Source organism: Cupriavidus pauculus (assembly GCF_022179805.1).
Lineage (GTDB): Bacteria > Pseudomonadota > Gammaproteobacteria > Burkholderiales > Burkholderiaceae > Cupriavidus > Cupriavidus pauculus_E.
Map to the genome: position 1 here is coordinate 231,114 of NZ_BPUO01000007.1, position 19,831 is coordinate 250,944.

A 19,831-nucleotide genomic window follows, 5' to 3' on the forward strand; every position below is an offset into this window, starting at 1 on the left:
TTCGCAGGGCGGCGGTCGTCGTCAGCATGAGGCAACAGCCGCCAGCAGGCGCGGTCGTTGGCTTCGTGCGGAGACCGCCCTCCGCGTGGGGACCAATGATCAATGCGCCGTCACTCGTCGACGCGTTGAGAGAGGTGTCCCCATGACAGCCGCAACAAAGACCAAGGAAAGCCGCAGCAAGACAGGTACCGCTGCGGCGGAGACGCTCAAGGCGCCGCTTGAAAAGGCGACGCCAGCTCCCCGCGGCAGTACGGCGCACGCCGATGCGGGCGAGGCCAAGGGAGGCACGCGAAGCAGCAAGACTGCAGCCAGCCAGAGTGAAACAGCCGCACCGCGCAAGCGGACGGCCACTGCACCCGAGCGGACGAAGACGCCGCCGGTCGCATCAACAAGAGAATCAGCAGGAACCATGAGCAGCAACAAACTTCTGACTGAAGCTGAAATCCTGAAGATGAGCGACAAGGATTACATGAACGAAGCGCAGCTTGGCTTCTTCAAGAATCGCCTTGAGCAGCTTCGCGACGAGATCCTCAAGAATGCGGACCAGACCACGGAACACCTGCGCGAGACTGTCATCGTGCCGGACCCGGCGGACCGTGCCACGATCGAGGAAGAACATGCACTCGAACTGCGCACGCGCGACCGCGAGCGCAAGCTGCTGAAGAAGGTTGAGCAGTCGCTGCAGCGCATCGAGTCTGGTGACTACGGCTGGTGCGAGGAAACCGGCGAGCCGATCGGCGTGCCGCGCCTGCTGGCCCGTCCGACCGCCACGCTGTCGCTGGAAGCCCAGCAGCGCCGCGAACTGCGCCAGAAGCTGTTCGGCGACTGATCGTCACCGTTCGGCCGCGCGCGGCTGACCCGCCCGACGCCCCAGGCGGCCCGGACTTCCGGGCCGCTTTGCATTTCGGCAGCCACAATGGCCCGCGTCCGCCCGCATTTGCCTTTGTGGCGTCACGGCTACGGCACTACCATTGCGGAATACGGCCGGCCTGTTACCCCAGGCGGCTTTCTGTTACAGTCGCAACTTTGTTGCAATAACACCCGTTATCATGGCCGCTCGCCTGCCCGTCACCGTGTTGTCCGGATTCACCGGCGCCGGCAAGACCACCGTGCTGCATCAGCTGATGTCCCAGCCCGGGGTGCGTGTGGCCGTGGTCGACAGCCATACCGACCTGCTGGCCGAAGTGGACCGGCTGGCCCAGACGGGCCAGTACGACTGCGCCGTGATCGAGGCCGATCCGACCGACGAGCCGCTGGGCATTGCCGAAGCGTTCGCGTTCGAGGACGCGCATGGCGAGCAGGCACCTGGCGTGGCGCACCTGGACACCCTGGTGACCGTGGTCGACGCCGGCCGCTTCCTGAAAGACTTTCACGACGCCGACTTCCTGTCGGCGCGCGGCCTGGCCGCACACGATGAAGACGACCGCACCGTGGTGGATGTGCTGATCGAGCAGATCGAAATCTGCGACGTCATCGTCATCAACAAGATCGACCTGGCGGATGCCGGCCAGCTTGGCCACCTGCATGTGGTGCTGCGTGCGCTCAATCCGCGCGCCGTCATCGTCGATGCCAGCCACGGCAATGTGCCGGCCGCCCAGATCGTGGGCACGGGCCGCTTCGACATGGAAGCCACGCCCAACGCGGCGGGATGGCAGGCGGCGCTGCAGGGCGACGCCGCACCCGACGCCGCCGGCATCGCCACGCTGGTGTATCGCAGGCGGCGCCCGTTTCATCCACAGCGCTTTGCCGACCTGATCCATACCGAATGGATGCGCGAGCATGGCGACGTGCTGCGCTCGAAGGGCCTGTTCTGGCTGGCCACCCGCATGGACATCGCCGGTGACTGGAGCCAGGCTGGCGGCGTATGCCGCCCCGGTGCCGCCGGTGCCTGGTGGGCAGCGATTGATGCCACGGAATGGCCCGCCGAAGGCCTGGCCCGCGCCGCCATCGATGCCGACCTGCTCGAAGACGGCCTGCCGGCCGCCTACGGCGACCGCCGCCAGGAAATGGTTCTGATCGGCGCCGACCTGAACGTACCCGAACTGGAAGCACGGCTCGACGCCTGCCTGCTGACCGACGCGGAAATGTCGGCTGGCCCCGAGGCCTGGGCCGCGTATCCCGACCCGTTCCCGGACTGGGGTGACGTGTTCGACGAAGAACACGATCACGACCACGACCATCCCCACGATCACGATCACGACCATGGCGATGGTCCGTGCGACTGCGGGCATGCGCACTGACATCCCCCTGCTCTCTCGCTGGCGCGTGCGCGGCATCGGCCTGTGGCCGGCGCTGTGGCTCGTGGCCTGCCTGCTGCTGACCCAGCATGTGGGCCTGGTGCACCGCGTGCTGCACGGCGGGCTGGGCAGCGTGCCGCCTGCCGCGGCCGTCAACGTCGCGGCCGCCGACACATCGGACGCCGTCGATACCGGCCACGCCGAACCATTTTCCCTGAAGCTCGGACTTCACTCGTGCGTGCTGTTCGATAGCGCCACGCTGGCCGACACCCACAGCGGCAGCTTCACGCTGCCGTCGCTCGCCTTCGGCAAGCCGGTCAAGCCGGCCAGCCTGGCGTACCGCTGGCCCGACCTGCCGGCCCAGCGCCCCTTCCATTCCCGCGCGCCACCGGCCGCATTCGTCTTCGCCTGAAAGCCTGAGGGCCTGACCGCCCGCATGCCGTGCACCTGACGCGATATCCGCGCGCGTGCACGCCTGAACGCGCCGCGCCATGTTGCGCCCGTTCGCCCTGACGAATTCGAATCGCGAGCCATGTACTCGAACCCCAACCGTATTCTGGTGGTGCGTCGCACCCCGCTGGCGGCGCTTGCCGCATTGATCGCCGCCGGCCTCTCTTCCCACGCGCTGGCGCAGGACGCCACGCCGGCCGCCCCGCCGCCGTCGCCCCAAACCCTCAAGGAGGTGGTGGTCACCGCCAACCCGCTCGGCAGCGATCTCAACGACATGGTCGCGCCGGTCTCGACGCTGGGCGGCGATGCCCTGACCGTGCGCCAGGCCAGCACGCTCGGCGAGACGCTGAACAGCCTGCCCGGCGTGACGTCGAGCTACTTCGGCCCCAACGCCAGCCGGCCGATCATCCGCGGCCTGGACGGCGACCGTATCAAGGTGCTGCAGAACGGCGGCTCGACGCTCGACGCGTCCACGCTGTCGTATGACCATGCGGTGCCCATCGACCCGCTTGTGGCCGAAAAGCTTGAGGTAGTACGCGGCCCGGCCGCGCTGATGTACGGCGGCAATGCCGTGGGCGGCGTGGTCAACGTGATCGATAACCGCATTCCGCGCGACCCGATCACCGGGGTGACTGGCGCGGCCGATGTCAGCGGCACGATTGGCGGCGACAAGGGCCGCAACGCCAGCGGCCTGCTGGAAGCCGGCAACGGCAAGTTCGCCGTGCACGCCGATGCCTTCGTGCGCCAGACCAGCGACCTGCGCATTCCCGGCTATGCCCGCAGCGGCAACCTGCGCGCCACGCAGCCCCTGCCCGAAGGCGAGAGCGAAGCGTACGGCAAGATCCCGAACACCAACGCCCACCAGGAAGGCGGCTCGATGGGCGGCTCGTACACGTGGGCCGACGGTTTCGTGGGCGCCAACTGGTCGACCTATCGCAACGACTACGGCACGCCCGCCGAGGAAGACGCGCGCATCAAGATGCGTCAGGACCGCTTTGCGCTGGAAGGCGAGGCGCGCAACCTGTCGAGCACCACAGGCGGCTTCTTCGAGTCGGTCAAGGGCAAGTTCAGCTACACCGACTACGAGCACCGCGAGATCGAGGACGGCGTGACCGGCACCACGTTCAAGAACCACGGCTGGGATGCGCGCCTGGAGGCCACGCACGCCAAGATCGGCAACATGACCGGCGTGATCGGCACCCAGTTCGGCCATACCGATTTCTCGGCGCTGGGTGAGGAGGCCTTCGTACCGAGCACCGCCACCGACAACGCCGCGCTGTTCGTGTTCGAGGAACTGCCGCTGATCTCGTCGGGCGACCTGAAGCTGAACTTTGGCGGCCGCCTGGACCACAGCAAGGTCAAGGCCAGCGCCGACGGCAACGACCGCTTCAGCGATGCCGAGCGCAGCTTCAACGCCGCCAGTGCATCGGCGGGCGTGCTGTACAAGCTCAACCCGGTGTGGACGATGACCTCGAACCTGTCGTACACCGAGCGCGCGCCCACGTTCTATGAGCTCTACGCCAACGGCCCCCACCTGGCCACCGGATCGTTCGAAGTGGGCGACCCGAACGCCAGCAAGGAACGCGCAACGTCGATCGACCTGGGCATGCGCTTCAAGCAGGGCGACCACAGCGGCAGCGTGTCGGGCTACTACAGCCGATTCCAGAACTACCTGGCGTTGCTCAACACCGGCACGTACCGCGATGCCGAAGGCAATGTCGTGACCGCCGGCAGCGACGGCGCGCTGCCCGAACTGCAATACCTGGGCGTGCCCGCCACGCTGTACGGCTTCGAAGCCGAGGGCAAGACCCGCCTGCTGCAGAAGATGCTGACCACCAGCGACACGCTCGACTTCGAAGCGCGCGCCGACTATGTGCACGGCGAGAACCGCAGCAACGGCCAGCCGCTGCCGCGCCTGTCGCCGCTGCGCCTGGGCGGATCGCTGGTCTACGCGTCAGGCCCGTGGGGCGCGCGCATCAACGTGGACTGGAACGCGCGCCAGAGCCGTGTGCCGACGGGCGATACGCCGACGGACGCGTACACCATGCTTGGCGTGGCGCTGACCTACAAGATGAAGCTGTCCGGCACGCAGACGCTGTTCTATGTGCGAGGCGACAACCTGACCAATACCGAGGCTCGCAGCGCGACGTCGATCCTGAGGGATATTGCACCGCTGCCGGGGCGTAGTGTGCGGGTGGGGATGCGGACGCAGTTTTAAGCGCTTGTATGCTGCTGCAGGTTTTCTCCCCTGCCGGTTTGCTCCCCTCTCCCATGAATGGGAGAGGGGCGGGGGTGAGGGCGCGGCGCGTCAAATTGCGGCCTGTCTCGTTTGAACCGCTTGCCCGCACCCCCCACCCCTCTCCCGCCTTGCGGGAGAGGGGAGCGAAAAGCCGGTGGGAGCCAGCCTATATCCCCCTCTGAAATGACTCGGGCACCAGCGAATACACGGCGGCCGGTACGGGCCGGCCGCGCAGGATCAGGCGATTGCGGGCAATGCATTCGAACTCGGCACCGATCTTCTCGGCGACGGCGCGGCTTGCGAGGTTGGTCTCGACTGCCACGATCTCCAGCCGCGTGAGTCCCAGCATGTGGAAGCCGTGGCACGCCATCAGCGCGGCGGCGCCCGATGCAAGCCCCTGGTGCTGGCGGCTCTGGCGGATCCAGTAGCCGAGGTTGCCAAGGTTGTCTTCGCGGCGGATCTGGTTGATGGCCACGCCGCCGTACAGCTCGCGGCCGTCGGGCGAGAACACGCCGATGTCGTACGCGGCGCCTTCGTCCATCATGGCCGTGCATCGGTCGAACCACTCGCGGGCATCGTAGACACCATAGTCGGCGCGCGCCCAGGGCATCCACAGTCCCACCGTCGACATCGATTCGCGCACCGCCATCACGAACTGCGCCTCGTCGCTGGCGCGAAAGGGCCGCAACTGAAATTCCTTGGTGCGCAACGGCTGCATGGTCAGTTCCGATTCATGACCCGGTCGCCATTGCGCGTCAGTGCGCTGACCTTCTCCAGCGCCAGCAGCGTCTGATCGAACACGTCGCCGACCGATTGCTCGGGCATGAAGCGCGCATGCATGCGCTGCATCAGCGGCGTGGCGCTGAACCATGCGAACAGCGCATCGCGCGGCAACGCCTGGGCCTCCAGCAGCTTGAACTTCACGAGCACGCGCATCGCCTGCGTGGCATTGCGCAGCGGATCGCTGCGCAGATAGTCGAGCCGGCTGCGCGCACGCGTCACCGCACCGGGCACATCGTCGAACACGCGTCCGTGGCCTGGGATCACCACCCGAGCATCGAGCGCCTCGATGCGCGCCAGGATCGCAGCCTGCTCGGCGAATCCGCTCTCGCCATCGAGCTCGGGAAAGATCACGCCGAAGCCGTTTTCCCACAGCGCATCGCCCGATATCAGGATGCCGTGCGTCGGCGCGAACAGCATGACCGCGTGCGGATCATGCCCTGGCGCGGCGATAACCTGCCATGCGATGCCGCCCAGGCGCAGCGTGTCGCCATCGTGCAGCACATCGTCGAACGTGAAGCGCGGGCATTGCTGGCCGGTGGCGTCAAAGCTCAGGGCATCGTTGTCCCAGGCCGATACGGCGGCGGCCTCGGCAGCGGGAATCGACGTGCGCGGCCGCCAGCGCCGCTGCAGCGCCGCGTTGCCGCCGCAATGGTCGGAATGCAGATGGGTGTTGATCACGCGGCGCAGCGGACGGCCGTCCAGCGCCGCTTCCACCAGCGCCACGGTCTGGGCCGCGTGCGTGGCGTAGCCGGTGTCGACCAGCGTGGTGTCCTGCGTGGCATCGTCGACGAACAGCACATTGTTGGCCGACAGCCAGCCGCGTTCGAGCACGCGCAGCGTGTCCGGAAGATGGGCGGCGCTCATGCCGCGCTGCCTTCGCAAAGCCGTGCGACACGTGCCGGCAGTAGCGCCCACACACTGCGGCGCGCTTCGTCGTCGGCCTGCGACCAGCCCGCGATTTCCTCGATGGTGCGCAGGCAGCCTTCGCAGTAGCCGCTGTCGCGGTCCATCTTGCAGACGCTGCGGCAAGGCGACGGCACCGGCGACACGATCTGCGCGGCCGCCGCGCCACGCACCAGGTCAGCCAACAACCGACGCCGGGCGGGCGTCATGTCTGGACCTGCGGCGGCTGGATCTGCGCCACGTCGACCACTTCCGCGCCGGTCATGGCCTGCAGCTGCTGCGGCGTCAGGTTGAACACCGCGTGCGGATGGCCGGCGGCCGCCCAGACGCTGTCGTATTGGAAAAGGTCCGCGTCCAGCAGCATCACCGGCTTGACTGCATGGCCAATCGGGCAGACGCCGCCAATCGCATAGCCGGTCTTCTCGCGCACGAACTTCGCATCGGCCTTGCCCAGCGCGCCGACGCGCGCGGCCACCTTGGCCTCATCCACGCGATTGCTGCCACTGGCGATCACCAGCACCGGCACGTCGTCCTTCACGCGACGGAAGATGATCGACTTGGCGATTTCCGCCACGGTGCAGCCCAGGCCGGCAGCCGCTTCCGCCGACGTCTTGCCGGTGGCCGGCAGCATCACCACCGGGCGATCGTGGCCGATGCCGGCCAGCAACTCGGCCACGCGTTGCGCCGATTCGGGGAGCGCGATGTCTTCGCTCATGCTTGTCATGTCTCCGGGTTCAGATGGTCAGACGCAGACCGTGGCATCGGCCGCTGCAGCCCACTTGGTCAGCAGCGCCTTGCCCACGCGCGAACTGTTGGTGCGGCCGATGGCCTGCGAAATGAAATCGCCGGCGCGGACCACGGCTTCCTGGTCGATGCCGGTGTGCAGGCCCATGCCGTGCAGCATGTACAGCACGTCTTCGGTGGCCACGTTGCCGGTGGCGCCCTTGGCGTATGGGCAGCCGCCCAGGCCGGCCACCGACGCGTGGAAGATCGCGATGCCCACTTCCAGGCTGGCCAGGATGTTCGACAGTGCCTGGCCATAGGTGTCGTGGAAATGGCCCGACAGCCGGTCGATGGCAAACTCGGCCGACGCCGCGCGCATGACTTCCTGCACCTTGACCGGCGTGCCCACGCCGATGGTGTCCGCGATGTCGATCTCGTCGCAGCCCAGCTCGCGCATGCGGCGCACCACATCGACCACCGCGCTCACCGGCACGTCGCCCTGATACGGGCAGCCCAGCGCGCACGAGATGCTGCCGCGCAGGCGGATGCCGGCTTCCTTGGCGGCAGCCGCCACCGGCGCAAAGCGCGCGATCGATTCGGCAATCGAGCAGTTGATGTTCTTCTGCGAGAACGCCTCGCTAGCCGCGCCGAAGATCACCACTTCGTCGGCACTGGCCGCCACGGCGCCTTCGAACCCTTTCATGTTGGGCGTCAGCACCGAGTACAGCGTGCCGGGCCGGCGCTCGATGCGCGCCATGACCTCGGCGCCGTCGGCCATCTGCGGCACCCACTTCGGCGACACGAACGACGCGGCCTCGATATTGACGAAGCCGGCATCGGTCAGCTTGTTGATCAGCGCGACCTTGACGTCGGCCGGCACCATTGCCTTCTCGTTCTGCAGGCCATCACGGGGGCCCACTTCCACGATCTTCACGTACTGGGGAATTGTCATGGTTGTCTCCTCTGTTCTTGCGATGCCGACCGTGCGCGGGCCTAGTAGCCGCGCTGCAGGTCCACCACGCCGGCGATGGGCTTGCCCTGGGCCAGCAGCCGGATCTTGCCGGCGATCTGCGCAATGCTGTCCTCGCGCAGCGTCAGCGCCGAGATATGCGGCGTGATCGTGATGCGCGGTTCCTGCCAGTACGGGTGCTCGGCGGGCAACGGCTCCATGCGGAACACGTCCAGCGTGGCACCGGCGATCTGGCCGTCCTGCACCGCCGCCAGCAGATCGGCTTCCACCAGATGCTGGCCGCGCGCCACGTTGATCACGTAGGCGCCCTTGGCCAGCTTGTAGAGCAGATCCGTATTGATGATGTCCTCGGTCTCGGGCGTCAGCGGCAGCACGTTGACCAGCACCTTGAGCCCATCGAGAAAGGCCACCTGACCGTCGTCGCCATGGAACGACTGCACGCCTTCGACGGTCTTGGCCGAGCGGCTCCAGCCGCGCACCGGAAAACCGAAGCCGGCCAGCGTGCGTGCGATATGGGAGCCCAGCGTGCCAATGCCCATCACGCCGATCGTGAAATCGGCACGGCGATGCGGCTTCAGGAATTTCCACGTGCCGGCGCGTTCCTGCACGTCATAGGCGTCGAGCTTGCGGAAGTAGCGCAGCGCAGCGGCGGTCACGTACTCGGCCATCTGGGCCGCCATGCCCGCATCGTCCAGGCGCACGATGGGTACGCCAGCCGGCAGCGCGGCAGGGTCCGTGTCGCGCAGGCGCAGGATGCCGTCGACGCCAGCGCCGAGATTGAAGACCGCCTTCAGGTCCGTGCGGCCACGCAGCATTTCCAGCGGCGGCCGCCACACCACGGCGTAGTCAACTTGCTGCCCCTGGCTTTCTTCCCAGGTCAGGCATTGCGCTTCCGGCAACACCTCGGCAAAGCCCTCGATCCACGGCGCGTAACGGCCATCCGGCACATACAACTGCAACTTCATCTCGACTCCATTGTTATGCGGGGGTATTGGGCAAGGATTATGCGCGCTTTCCAAGGCACGGATGCGCGGGTGTGCGATTACCGCCGATTGCTCTCTGTCTGCTCCCCTCTCCCATGAATGGGAGAGGGGTAGGGTGGTGAGGGCCGGCGGGTCTGCTTGCCGACAGATCGCAATTTGGACCGCTGCGCCCTCACCCCCAGCCCCTCTCCCGCGATGCGGGAGAGGGGCGCAAAACAGGCAAGCGGGAAACTCAGGCTTCCGCCGCCTCTTCCACCGCGAACGCCAGCAGCTGCGCGCCTTCCGTGACCTGCTCGCCCACGCCGTACAGCACCTCGCTGACCAAACCGTCGGCGGGCGCGGTGATGGTGTGTTCCATCTTCATCGCTTCCATCACCAGCAGCGGCGTGCCGCGCGTGACCTTGCTGCCGGGCTGCACCATTACGGCGATGACCTTGCCTGGCATCGGCGCGGTCAGCTTGCCGCCCTCGCTTTCCGATTCGCCTGCGTGGGACAGCGGGTCGATCCATTCCAGCACCGTATGGCGGCCCGCGTGGAATACGTGGAAGGTGTCGGCCTCCAGATGGACTTGCCCATGGGTGCGGCGCGTGCCCAGGTCCACACGGATGTCGTCGGCGTTGAACGTGTAGGCGAACGGCGCGGCCTGGTCCGCGTAGATCAGCGTGCTCTTGCGCGTGTCGCGGGCATCGCCCTTGAGCACCACTTCGAGCTTGTGCCCGGCACCATGGAAATTCAGCGTGCGCGCATCGCGGCCGTTGAGGCGCCAGCCGCCGGCGTGCGTCCACGGCGAATGACGGTCGGCCTCGTCGATGCGGCGCTCGCGGGCTTCGCGTTCCAGCAGCGCGGCCACAGCCAGTGCGATGGCTTCGATGCCCACCGACTTCTGCGGCGGGAACAGTACGGTCTGGTTGCGTTCGATCAGGCCGGTGTCGAGATCTGCCGTGCGGAACGCTTCGGACTTCACCAGCCGCTGCAGGAAGGCCACGTTGGTGGACAGGCCCACCACGTGATAGTGGGCCAGCGCCTGCGCCATGCGCGACAGCGCCTCGTCACGGTCACGGCCCCAGACGATCAGCTTGGCGATCATCGGGTCATAGAACGGGCTGATCGCATCGCCTTCGCGGACGCCCGCGTCGATCCGCACACCGGCCGGGCCGTGTGCGTCACCGCCACGCATGAACTGCACGGCGGGCGGCGTCCGCAGGAAGCGCAGCGTGCCCGTCGACGGCAGAAAGCCCTTGTCCGGATTCTCTGCGTAGATGCGCGCCTCCAGCGCGTGACCGTCAATCTTCAGTTGTTCCTGCGTCAGCGGCAGCGGTTCGCCGGCTGCCACGCGCAGTTGCCACTCCACCAGGTCCTGGCCCGTGATCATCTCGGTGACCGGGTGTTCCACCTGCAGGCGCGTGTTCATCTCCATGAAGTAGAACGAACCGTCCTGGTTGGCGATGAACTCCACGGTGCCGGCACCCACGTAGCCCACCGCGCGCGCGGCGGCCACGGCGGCTTCGCCCATGGCGCGGCGGCGCTCCTCGGTCATGCCGGGGGCCGGTGCCTCTTCCAATACTTTCTGATGGCGGCGCTGCACCGAGCAGTCGCGCTCAAACAGGTAGACGCAGTTGCCGTGCGTGTCGGCAAAGACCTGGATCTCGATGTGACGGGGACGCGTCAGGTACTTTTCCACCAGCACCTTGTCGTCGCCAAAGCTGGCCGATGCCTCGCGCTTGACCGATGCCAGCGCGGCCTCGAAGCCGTCGCCCGCATCCACCACGCGCATGCCCTTGCCGCCGCCACCGGCGCTGGCCTTCAGCAGCACCGGATAGCCGATGCGGTCGGCCTCGCGGCGCAGCAGCGCGGCGTCCTGATCTTCACCGTGATAGCCGGGCACCAGCGGCACCGCGGCTTTCTCCATCAACTGCTTGGCCGCGCTCTTGCTGCCCATCGCGTGGATGGCCGACGCGGGCGGCCCGATGAAGACCAGGCCCGCGTCCGCGCAGGCGCGTGCGAAGTCCTCGTTCTCGGACAGGAAGCCGTAGCCCGGGTGAATGGCCTGGGCGCCGGTTTCCTTCGCCATCTCGATGATGTGGTCCGCGCGCAGGTAGCTGTCGCGCGCGGCCGGGCCGCCGATATGCACGGCCTCGTCGCAGAACGCGACGTGCCGTGCATTCGCATCGGCGTCGGAATAGACAGCGACCGTGCGGATGCCCAGCCGGCGGCACGTGGCGGCCACACGGCAGGCAATCTCGCCACGGTTGGCGATCAGGATCTTGTTGAACATGGCTCCTCCTTTGTCTCCGGGAAGGCGAGCCGCTTCGTCAGACCGGCAGGGTCGTCCTTATCCCGCGTAACCTTCGGCGCGGATATCCAGACGTGCCAGCAGGGCGCGGTCGCGCTCCGCTTGCGGGTTGCCAGTCGTCAGCAGCTTTTCGCCATAGAAAATGGAATTGGCGCCGGCCATGAAGCACAGCGCCTGCAATGCTTCGTCCATGGCCTCGCGGCCAGCGGACAGGCGCACCATCGCGCGCGGCATCGTGATGCGTGCCACGGCAATCGTGCGAACGAACTCGAACGGGTCCAGCGCTTCGGTGCCCGCCAGCGGCGTGCCCTCTACCTGCACCAGGTTGTTGATGGGCACCGACTCGGGGTACGGGTCCATGTTGGCCAGTTGCGCGATCAGGCCGGCACGCGCCTCGCGCGCCTCGCCCATGCCCACGATGCCGCCACAGCACACGTTGATGCCAGCCTCACGCACGTGGCCGATGGTGTCCAGGCGGTCCTGGTACGTACGCGTGGTGATGATCTTGCCGTAGAACTCGGGCGAGGTATCGAGGTTGTGGTTGTAGTAGTCCAGGCCCGCGTCCTTCAGGCGTTGCGCCTGCTCGGCCTTGAGCATGCCCAGCGTCACGCAGGTTTCCAGGCCCATCGCCTTCACCTCGCGCACCATGTCGATCACCGGCTCCAGGTGGCGCTCCTTCGGGCTGCGCCAGGCAGCGCCCATGCAGAAGCGCGTGGCGCCGTTGGCCTTGGCGGCACGGGCGGCGTCGAGCACGGCGTCCAGTTCCATCAGCTTCTCGGCCTTCACACCGGCTTCGTGGTGCGCGCTCTGCGGGCAGTAGCCGCAGTCCTCCTCGCAACCTCCGGTCTTGATCGACAGCAGCGTCGACAGTTGCACGGTGTTGGCGTCGAAATTCTCGCGATGCACCTGCTGCGCACGGAACAGCAGGTCGTTGAACGGCAGGGCGAACAGTGCGGCCACGTCGTCGACGCGCCAGGCGTCACCGTCCTTGGGCGCGGCGGCGGCAAGGTTGCGCGCGGACTGGCGCAGCGCTTCGGCGGAGATGGTGGCGACGGTTTGGTTTTCAGCGATCTGGGTCATTTTGGTTCTGCGTATTCTGTTTGGCCGGCGCGTCAGGCGTGACGCGGCGCGGCGATATTCGTGGAAGGTACCTGCACCATGCTGCCGAGCAGCGGCGCGAGGTCCAGGTGCTGCGCGGCGGCGGCCGGCGCCACCTGCCAGGGCAATTCCCCCAGCAGCGGCGCGTCCAGCGCGTCTTGCAGCGTGACGATGTTCTCGGTGGGCAGCAGCATGTCCGGATCGATGCGGTTGGCGATCCAGCCGGCCAGCTTCAGGCCGCGCGCGCGCACCGCTTCGGCGGTCAGCATCGCGTGGCTCAGGCAGCCCAGGCGTACGCCCACCACCATGATCACGGGCACGTCCAGCATCACGGCCAGGTCAGCCGTATTCCACCGCACCGCACCTACGTCCAGCGGCACGACAAAGCCGCCCACACCTTCCACCACCACGGCATCGGCCTTGGTGCGCAGCGAGTCGAACGCGTCACGGATCGGTCCGCGCGTAATGCGTTCGCCCTCCAGCGCGGCGGCTAGATGCGGCGATGCCGGCGTGCGGAAGAAGAACGGGCACATCTCTTCCTGCGGCACGATCACGGACCCGGCCGCGCGCAGCTGGTCAACGTCATCGTTCTGCCACTGGTCGTCGAGCCACTCTCCACCGGCCGCCACGGGCTTCATGCCCAGCGTGCTGTAGCCGGCCGCGTGCAGCGCATGCAGCAGCGTGGCCGTGGCGTGCGTCTTGCCCACACCGGTGTCGGTGCCGGTCACGAAGCACGCGAATCGTTCAGGCTTGTTGGCGATCATGCGGCCTCCTTGTGCAGACGCGGCATAGCTCGCGTGATGGCGTCGAGCAAACGCGCCACGTCTTCGGCCGTATGCGACGCCGACAGTGTGATGCGCAGCCGCGCCGTGCCGGCCGGCACCGTGGGCGGCCGGATCGCGCCAACGCGGATGCCGTCGGCTTCCAGCGCCGCCGACAGCGCCAGCGACGCCGCGTTGTCGCCGACGATCAGCGGCTGGATGGCCGTGTCGCTCTCACCAAGCGTCCAGCCTGCCTGCGCGGCCAGCACAGCCAGCCCCTGGCGCAGTTGCGCGATCAGGTCGACCAGATGCGCGCGGCGGCAGTGTCCTTCCTCGCCCGCGATGATCTCCAGGCTCGTCAGCAGCGCGTGCGCCACGGCGGGCGGCGCTGCCGTCGTATAGATATACGGCCGCGCGGTGTTCACCAGATGTTCGATGATCGTCTCGTGCGCGGCCACGAAGGCGCCCGCCACACCAGCAGCCTTGCCCAGCGTGCCGATGTAGACCAGCCGCTCGGAACGCAGGCCCAGGTGTTCCAGCACGCCGTGGCCGTGTTCGCCCAGCACGCCGAACCCGTGCGCATCGTCGACGACGATCCACGCATCGTGACGTTCGGCCAGCGCCAGCAGTTCGGCCAGCGGCGCGATGTCGCCATCCATGCTGAACACGCTGTCGGTCACGATCAGCTTCAGTTCGCTCTGACTCGCCTGCAGCAGCGCGTCGAGCGTCTGCGTGTCGCCGTGCGGATAGCGTTGCACGTCGGCCTTGGCCAGACGTGCGCCATCGATCAGCGACGCATGGTTCAGCGTTTCGCAGAACAGCGTCGCGCCCGCCGTACCCAGCGAAGTCAGCACCGCCAGGTTGGCCATGTAGCCGGTGCAGAAGTACAACGCCTGCGCCTGCGGGATGTACGGCGCCAGCCAGCGGGCCAGTTCGTGTTCAAGCTGCGCATGCGCCAGCGAATGGCCGCTGACCAGGTGCGAGGCGCCGCTGCCGGCGCCGTAGCGATGCGCGCCCTCGGCCAGCGCGTGGGAGATCGACGCGTGGTTGGCCAGGCCCAGGTAGTCGTTGCTGCAGAACGTCAGCAGCGGTGCAGGTGTGGCATCGATGGCGCCGACCGACTGGTGCGGCGCGCACGCGGTATGAGCGATGCGGCGGCGGCGCGTCAGCGATTGCGCCTCGCGCTCGGCGGCGGCGCGGTTCAGGTGGTCAAGCAGCATGGCGCGCCTCCTCGTTGGGTCCCAGCACTGCCTGCAGCGTGGCCAGCAATTGTTCGCCGAGCCAGTTGGCCAGCGCGGCATCGAATACATACGGCGGCATCACGTACAGCGTGGTGCCAATGGGCCGCGCCAGTACGCCGCGTTCGCGCGCGGCCAGGTGGAAGCGGGCAGCAAAGTCCGGGCCGGCTGCTTCGGCATCGATATCGGCGGCCCAGATCATGCCGTGCTGACGCACATGGCTCACGCGTGGGTCAGCAGCGATGCCGGCCATGGCATCGGCCAGCCATTGCGAGCGCTCGCGGTTGGCGGCCAGCACGTCGTCGGACGCAAACAGGTCCAGCGTGGCCAGCGCCGCGCGGCATGCCAGCGGGTTGCCGGTGTACGAGTGCGAATGCAGGAAGCTGCGCGCGATGTCGTCGGCCACGAAGGCACGCTGGATTTCCGGGCGCGACAGCACCAGCGACAACGGCAGGTATCCGCCCGTGATGCCCTTGGACAGGCACAGGAAATCGGGCCATGCATGCGCAGGTACGGGTTCGCCGCCGCGTGCCTGTTCCCACGCGAAGAACGTGCCGGTGCGGCCGCAGCCCACGGCGATCTCGTCGGCGATCAGGTGCACGCGATAGCGGTCGCACAGCGCGCGTGCGCCTTCCAGATAGGACTGGTCGTACATCGCCATGCCCGCGGCGCCCTGCACCAGCGGCTCGACGATCAGCGCGGCGATCTGGCCGGCGCGCTCGCGCAGCAGCGCTTCCAGATCAGCCAGCGCGCGCTTGGCCACGCTGGCGGCGGATTCACCACGACCAGCCTGGCGCGCGTCGGGCGACATCACCACGTGCGCGCGGCGCGTGAGCGGGTCGTAGGCGTCGCGGAAGATTTCCACATCGGTCACGGCCAGCGCGCCCACGGTCTCGCCGTGGTAGCCATGGCGCAGGCACACGAACTCGCGCTTGGCCGACAGGCCGGTATTGCGCCAGTAGTGGAAGCTCATCTTGAGCGCGATCTCCACGGCCGACGCGCCGTCGGACGCGTAGAACGCATTGCCGAGCACGCCGCCGGTCAGCGCTTCGAGCCGCTCGGCCAGTTCCACGGCCGGCGCGTGCGTGCAGCCGGCCAGCATCACGTGTTCCAGCGAATTCAGTTGCGCCACCAGCGCGGCGTTGATCGCCGGGTTGGCGTGGCCGAACAGGTTGACCCACCACGAGCTGATGGCGTCGAAATAGCGCTTGCCGTCCGTATCGATCAGCCACGGGCCCTGGCCGCTGGCAATGGCCAGCGGCGGCTCGTTGGCGGCCGCGTCGGGACGCAGGCGGGTGCACGGATGCCACACGGCGCGCTGGCTGCGCACCGCGAGCGTCGTGTCATCGCCTGCCGGTAATTGGGAGACAGGATGTGTCAAGGGGACCCTCCTCAGATTGCCATCGCCGTCCATGGCAGCCACCGCCACGGCGGGGCCGGGGCGTGCTGCAGATGCGGACGGATTGGGAAGGCTCATGTTAGGAAGGTCTTTAATGTCTTGGCAAACCGGGCACGGTTGGCGTGTTAGGCGCTAGTTGGGCGGAGTTGGGCGATGTTTGGCGTTATCGGGCTTGGTGCTGCACTTGTGGGTGGTGGTTCGGGGGCTAACGTCGGGGAAAACTTTGTTTTGAATGTGCTTTGTTAGGGCTTGATGCGCTGGCCCCTCACCCCCGCCCCTCTCCCGCTTGCGGGAGAGGGGAGCAAACCTTCCGTGGAGCAAGCTCCTTTACTGCACCTTCCACATTGGCGCGCGTTTCTCCAGGAACGAGCGCACGCCGTCGCGGCCTTCGGCTGATGCGCGGATGGCGGCGATGCGGTTGGCGGTATCGGCCAGCAGGTCGCTGTCGATCTCGCGGCCGGCCACTTCCTGCACCAGCCGCTTGCTTTCGCGTACCGCGTTCGGGCTGTTGTTCACCAGGGTGGCGGCGATCTCGGCCACCTTTTCGTCCAGCTCCTGCGGCGGCACCACGGCGTGCAGGAAGCCCAGCCGCAGCGCCTCGGCCGCGTCGAAGCGCTCGGCGGTGATGAAGTAGCGGCGCGCGGCCTGCTCGCCCATCGCGCGGATCACATACGGGCTGATAGTGGCCGGCAGCAGGCCCAGCTTGGCCTCCGACAGGCAGAAGTTGGCGTTCGCCGATGCCACCGCAATGTCGCAGGCCGCCACCAGGCCCATGCCACCGGCATAGGTGTCGCCCTGCACGCGGGCGATGACCGGCTTGGGGCAGACCCATACCGTGTGCAGCATCTGCGCCAGCGTCAGCGCGTCGGCGCGGTTCTCGTCGTCCGAGTAGCCGGCCATCTTCTTCATCCAGTTCAGGTCGGCGCCGGCGCAGAACGCCGGGCCCGTGCCGGTCAGGACGATGGCGCGCACATCGGGCGTGTCGCCCAGCGCGCGGAAGGCGCCGGTCAGTTCGGCGATGACGGTTTCATTGAACGCGTTGCGCACATCGGGCCGGTTCAGCGTGACGGTGGCGATGTGGCGCTCGGCCGTAACGTCTAGCGTCGTGAATTGCATGTCTCCTCCGGAATCGGTGTGGTTATCAGGATGTCTGGCCGGCGGTGCGGGTACGTGCGGGCTGGCTGCGCTCCGGTACTTCGTCAAACGGCAATCCCAGGCGGCGGAAGAATTCGTCCACGGCCGGCAGCCACACCGCCACGCCAGCGCGGTTGCTGAACAGCCGGTGCGAATCGCCGTCGAACTCGCCTACGTCGAAAAAGCGCGCTTCCTTGGCCGCCCCGCTCACCTGCGCCTTGTAGCTGTTGAACATGCGCTCGGGCAGCGGCCACGGCCAGTAGCTGTCGTTGTCGCCATAGATCCATAGCGACGGATAGCGCGCGCCGCGTCCGTAGTCGCCAAACGCGTCGATCAGGTTGTTCTCCCAGCCCACGCAGTTGTCGTTGCGCAGGCCGCCCGCGAAATTGACCACGCCGACCACGCCCGGATACCCGATGGCGGATAGCGCCATCGTCGACAAGCCGCCATGCGACTGGCCGATAACGACGATACGCGTCGGATCGACGTACGGCTGCTGCGACAGGTAGTCCAGCGCGGCAACCACGTCCTCGGCCTGCATCATGCCGTTGCCGCGCACGTCGCAGCTACCGCCCACGTACTGGCCGCCCGACTTGGAAAACCCCTGCCGCATCGGCAGCGCCACCACATAGCCACGCCGCACGAATTCGGCGGTCTGCGCCGCAAAGCGCGCGCGGCCCTGGAAGGCGGGCTTGCCCGGCGACTTGCCGTGGTTGATCACCACCAGCGGGAACGGCCCCTCGCCGGCCGGCCGGAAGATCGTTGTCTCCAGGTCCACGGTGGCTTGCAGCCCCACCTTCGGCACCATCACCACCTGCTCGACGGTCTGCGCCGGAAATGCCGCCTGGGCGATGGCCTGCCCGCACCATGCGATGCAGGCCAGCGCGGCCAGCATCATCCTGGCGCCTTGGACGGTGGGAACAACTCGGGACATGACGACAACCAACCCTTCGAATCAAAAAATTACATGCGGAAAACGCCGAACTTCATGTCACCGATCGGTGCATTGAGGCTGGCGGAAAGCCCGAGGCCCAGCACGGTACGCGTTTGCGCCGGGTCGATGACACCGTCATCCCACAGTCGCGCGCTGGCGTAGTACGGATGCCCCTGGGCTTCATACTGGTCGCGGATCGGCGCCTTGAACGCCTCTTCCTCGTCGGCGCTCCACTGGCCGCCCTTGGCCTCGATGCCGTCGCGGCGCACGGTAGCCAGCACGCTGGCGGCCTGCTCGCCGCCCATCACCGAGATCCGCGCGTTCGGCCACATCCACAGGAAGCGCGGCGAATACGCACGGCCGCACATGCCGTAGTTGCCGGCGCCGAACGAGCCGCCGATGATCACCGTGAACTTGGGCACCTGCGCGGTGGCCACGGCCGTCACCATCTTGGCGCCGTTGCGCGCGATGCCTTCGTTCTCGTACTTGCGGCCGACCATGAAGCCCGTGATGTTCTGCAGGAACACCAGCGGAATCTTGCGCTGGCAGCACAGCTCGATAAAGTGCGCACCCTTCAGCGCCGACTCCGAGAACAGGATGCCGTTGTTGGCGATGATGCCCACCGGGTAGCCCCAGATCCGCGCAAAGCCGCAGACCAGCGTGGTGCCGTAGCGCGCCTTGAACTCGTCGAACTCGGAGCCGTCGACGATGCGGGCAATCACCTCGCGCACGTCATATGGCTTGCGCGTATCGGTGGGGATCACGCCATACAGCTCTTCCACCGGATACAGCGGGTCTTGCGGTTCGTGCAGGCGGATCTGGTCCGGCTTGCGGCGGTTCAGGTGCTGGACGATATTGCGCGCCAGCGACAGCGCGTGATGATCGTTCTGCGCGAAGTAGTCGGCCACGCCGGACAGGCGCGTATGCACGTCGGCGCCGCCCAGGTCTTCGGCGCTCACTTCCTCGCCAGTGGCGGCCTTCACCAGCGGCGGGCCGCCCAGGAAGATCGTGCCCTGGCCTTTGACGATGATCGACTCGTCGCTCATGGCCGGCACATACGCGCCGCCGGCCGTGCACGAGCCCATCACCACGGCGATCTGCGGAATGCCCTTAGCCGACAGGTTCGCCTGGTTGTAGAAGATGCGGCCGAAGTGGTCGCGATCCGGAAACACGTCGTCCTGGTTCGGCAGGTTCGCGCCGCCGGAATCCACCAGGTAAATGCACGGCAGGTTGTTCTGCTCGGCGATCTCCTGCGCGCGCACGTGCTTCTTGACCGTCATCGGGTAGTACGTGCCGCCCTTGACCGTGGCGTCGTTGCAGACGATCACGCATTCCTGCCCGGCCACGCGGCCGATGCCGGTGATGACGCCCGCGCCGGGGGCGGCATTGTCGTACATGTCGTACGCGGCCAGCTGCGACAGCTCCAGGAACGGCGTGCCCGGATCCAGCAATTGCTGCACGCGGTCGCGCGGCAGCAGCTTGCCGCGCGACAGGTGCTTGGCCCGCGCATCCTCGCCGCCGCCTTCGGACAGCTTCGCGATTTTCTGCCTGAGATCGGCCACCAGCGCCTGCATGGCGTCGGCGTTGGCCTTGAACGATTCCGACCGTGCGTTCAGTTTGGTTTCCAGCGTGGGCATGTCTCTTCCTGTGGTCTCTTGCTTTTCGTGCCGGTTCAGCCGTCAGTGC

At 67.3% G+C, this 19,831-nt stretch carries 18 protein-coding genes; 4 read left to right on the forward strand and 14 right to left on the reverse strand.

All coding sequences use genetic code 11. The features are described from left to right. Positions 1-409: 409 nt before the first annotated feature. The 4 genes from dksA to MFF62_RS16405 all read left to right on the forward strand — a co-directional run bounded on the left by dksA (position 410) and on the right by MFF62_RS16405 (position 4,905). A complete protein-coding gene (gene dksA / locus MFF62_RS30905) occupies positions 410-829 on the forward strand; it encodes an RNA polymerase-binding protein DksA (protein ID WP_404990767.1) in 420 nt (139 codons plus the stop codon). A gap of 220 nt (positions 830-1,049) precedes the next feature. Next, entirely contained in the window at positions 1,050-2,240 is a 1,191-nt protein-coding gene (locus MFF62_RS16395; RefSeq protein ID WP_238264178.1) for a GTP-binding protein, read from the forward strand. Then, the gene (locus tag MFF62_RS16400) at positions 2,230-2,649 is read left to right on the forward strand and encodes a hypothetical protein (protein WP_238264179.1); all 420 of its coding nucleotides are present in this window, start codon (positions 2,230-2,232) and stop codon (positions 2,647-2,649) included. Before MFF62_RS16395 ends, MFF62_RS16400 begins: the two co-directional genes overlap by 11 nt. A 120-nt stretch (positions 2,650-2,769) precedes the next feature. Then, the gene (locus MFF62_RS16405; protein ID WP_238264180.1) at positions 2,770-4,905 is read left to right on the forward strand and encodes a TonB-dependent receptor; all 2,136 of its coding nucleotides are present in this window, start codon (positions 2,770-2,772) and stop codon (positions 4,903-4,905) included. Between the two features lie 187 nt (positions 4,906-5,092). Here MFF62_RS16405 and MFF62_RS16410 read toward each other — a convergent pair whose 3' ends face one another. The 14 genes from MFF62_RS16410 to MFF62_RS16475 form a co-directional block, all read right to left on the reverse strand. Beyond that, positions 5,093-5,644 carry a GNAT family N-acetyltransferase gene (locus tag MFF62_RS16410; protein WP_238264181.1) on the reverse strand — a complete coding sequence of 184 codons (552 nt, stop codon included), beginning with the start codon at positions 5,642-5,644 and terminating at the stop codon, positions 5,093-5,095. A 2-nt stretch (positions 5,645-5,646) separates the two neighbouring features. Continuing rightward, on the reverse strand, positions 5,647-6,573 hold the full coding sequence (locus MFF62_RS16415) for an MBL fold metallo-hydrolase (protein ID WP_238264182.1): 927 nt from the start codon (positions 6,571-6,573) through the stop codon (positions 5,647-5,649). Beyond that, positions 6,570-6,821 carry a DUF1289 domain-containing protein gene (locus MFF62_RS16420; RefSeq protein ID WP_238264183.1) on the reverse strand — a complete coding sequence of 84 codons (252 nt, stop codon included), beginning with the start codon at positions 6,819-6,821 and terminating at the stop codon, positions 6,570-6,572. Before MFF62_RS16420 ends, MFF62_RS16415 begins: the two co-directional genes overlap by 4 nt. Next, entirely contained in the window at positions 6,818-7,327 is a 510-nt protein-coding gene (locus tag MFF62_RS16425) for a YbaK/EbsC family protein (protein ID WP_238264184.1), read from the reverse strand. Before MFF62_RS16425 ends, MFF62_RS16420 begins: the two co-directional genes overlap by 4 nt. A 27-nt stretch (positions 7,328-7,354) precedes the next feature. Beyond that, positions 7,355-8,287, reverse strand: a complete 933-nt coding sequence (locus MFF62_RS16430) for a hydroxymethylglutaryl-CoA lyase (RefSeq protein ID WP_238264185.1) — start codon at positions 8,285-8,287, stop codon at positions 7,355-7,357. Between the two features lie 41 nt (positions 8,288-8,328). After that, the gene (locus tag MFF62_RS16435; protein WP_238264186.1) at positions 8,329-9,270 is read right to left on the reverse strand and encodes a 2-hydroxyacid dehydrogenase; all 942 of its coding nucleotides are present in this window, start codon (positions 9,268-9,270) and stop codon (positions 8,329-8,331) included. 250 nt (positions 9,271-9,520) lie between these two features. Next, a complete protein-coding gene (locus MFF62_RS16440) occupies positions 9,521-11,563 on the reverse strand; it encodes an acetyl/propionyl/methylcrotonyl-CoA carboxylase subunit alpha (RefSeq protein WP_238264187.1) in 2,043 nt (680 codons plus the stop codon). A 57-nt stretch (positions 11,564-11,620) separates the two neighbouring features. Then, the gene (gene bioB / locus MFF62_RS16445) at positions 11,621-12,661 is read right to left on the reverse strand and encodes a biotin synthase BioB (protein WP_238264188.1); all 1,041 of its coding nucleotides are present in this window, start codon (positions 12,659-12,661) and stop codon (positions 11,621-11,623) included. Positions 12,662-12,693: 32 nt separating this feature from the next. Beyond that, positions 12,694-13,443, reverse strand: coding sequence for a dethiobiotin synthase (gene bioD, locus MFF62_RS16450; RefSeq protein ID WP_238264189.1), 750 nt, complete (start codon positions 13,441-13,443; stop codon positions 12,694-12,696). Next, positions 13,440-14,660 (reverse strand): 8-amino-7-oxononanoate synthase, encoded by a 1,221-nt coding sequence (gene bioF / locus MFF62_RS16455; RefSeq protein WP_238264190.1) that lies wholly within the window; start codon positions 14,658-14,660, stop codon positions 13,440-13,442. Before bioF ends, bioD begins: the two co-directional genes overlap by 4 nt. Then, positions 14,650-16,092, reverse strand: a complete 1,443-nt coding sequence (bioA, locus tag MFF62_RS16460) for an adenosylmethionine--8-amino-7-oxononanoate transaminase (RefSeq protein ID WP_404990776.1) — start codon at positions 16,090-16,092, stop codon at positions 14,650-14,652. The genes bioF and bioA overlap by 11 nt, the downstream gene beginning before the upstream one ends. Before the next feature lie 312 nt (positions 16,093-16,404). After that, positions 16,405-17,193: an enoyl-CoA hydratase/isomerase family protein gene (locus MFF62_RS16465; protein WP_238264192.1), complete on the reverse strand. Its 789-nt coding sequence runs from the start codon at positions 17,191-17,193 to the stop codon at positions 16,405-16,407. 25 nt (positions 17,194-17,218) lie between these two features. After that, positions 17,219-18,145 carry a dienelactone hydrolase family protein gene (locus MFF62_RS16470; protein ID WP_238264193.1) on the reverse strand — a complete coding sequence of 309 codons (927 nt, stop codon included), beginning with the start codon at positions 18,143-18,145 and terminating at the stop codon, positions 17,219-17,221. Positions 18,146-18,174: 29 nt separating this feature from the next. After that, positions 18,175-19,782, reverse strand: coding sequence for a carboxyl transferase domain-containing protein (locus tag MFF62_RS16475; protein WP_238264194.1), 1,608 nt, complete (start codon positions 19,780-19,782; stop codon positions 18,175-18,177). Positions 19,783-19,831: the final 49 nt, after the last annotated feature.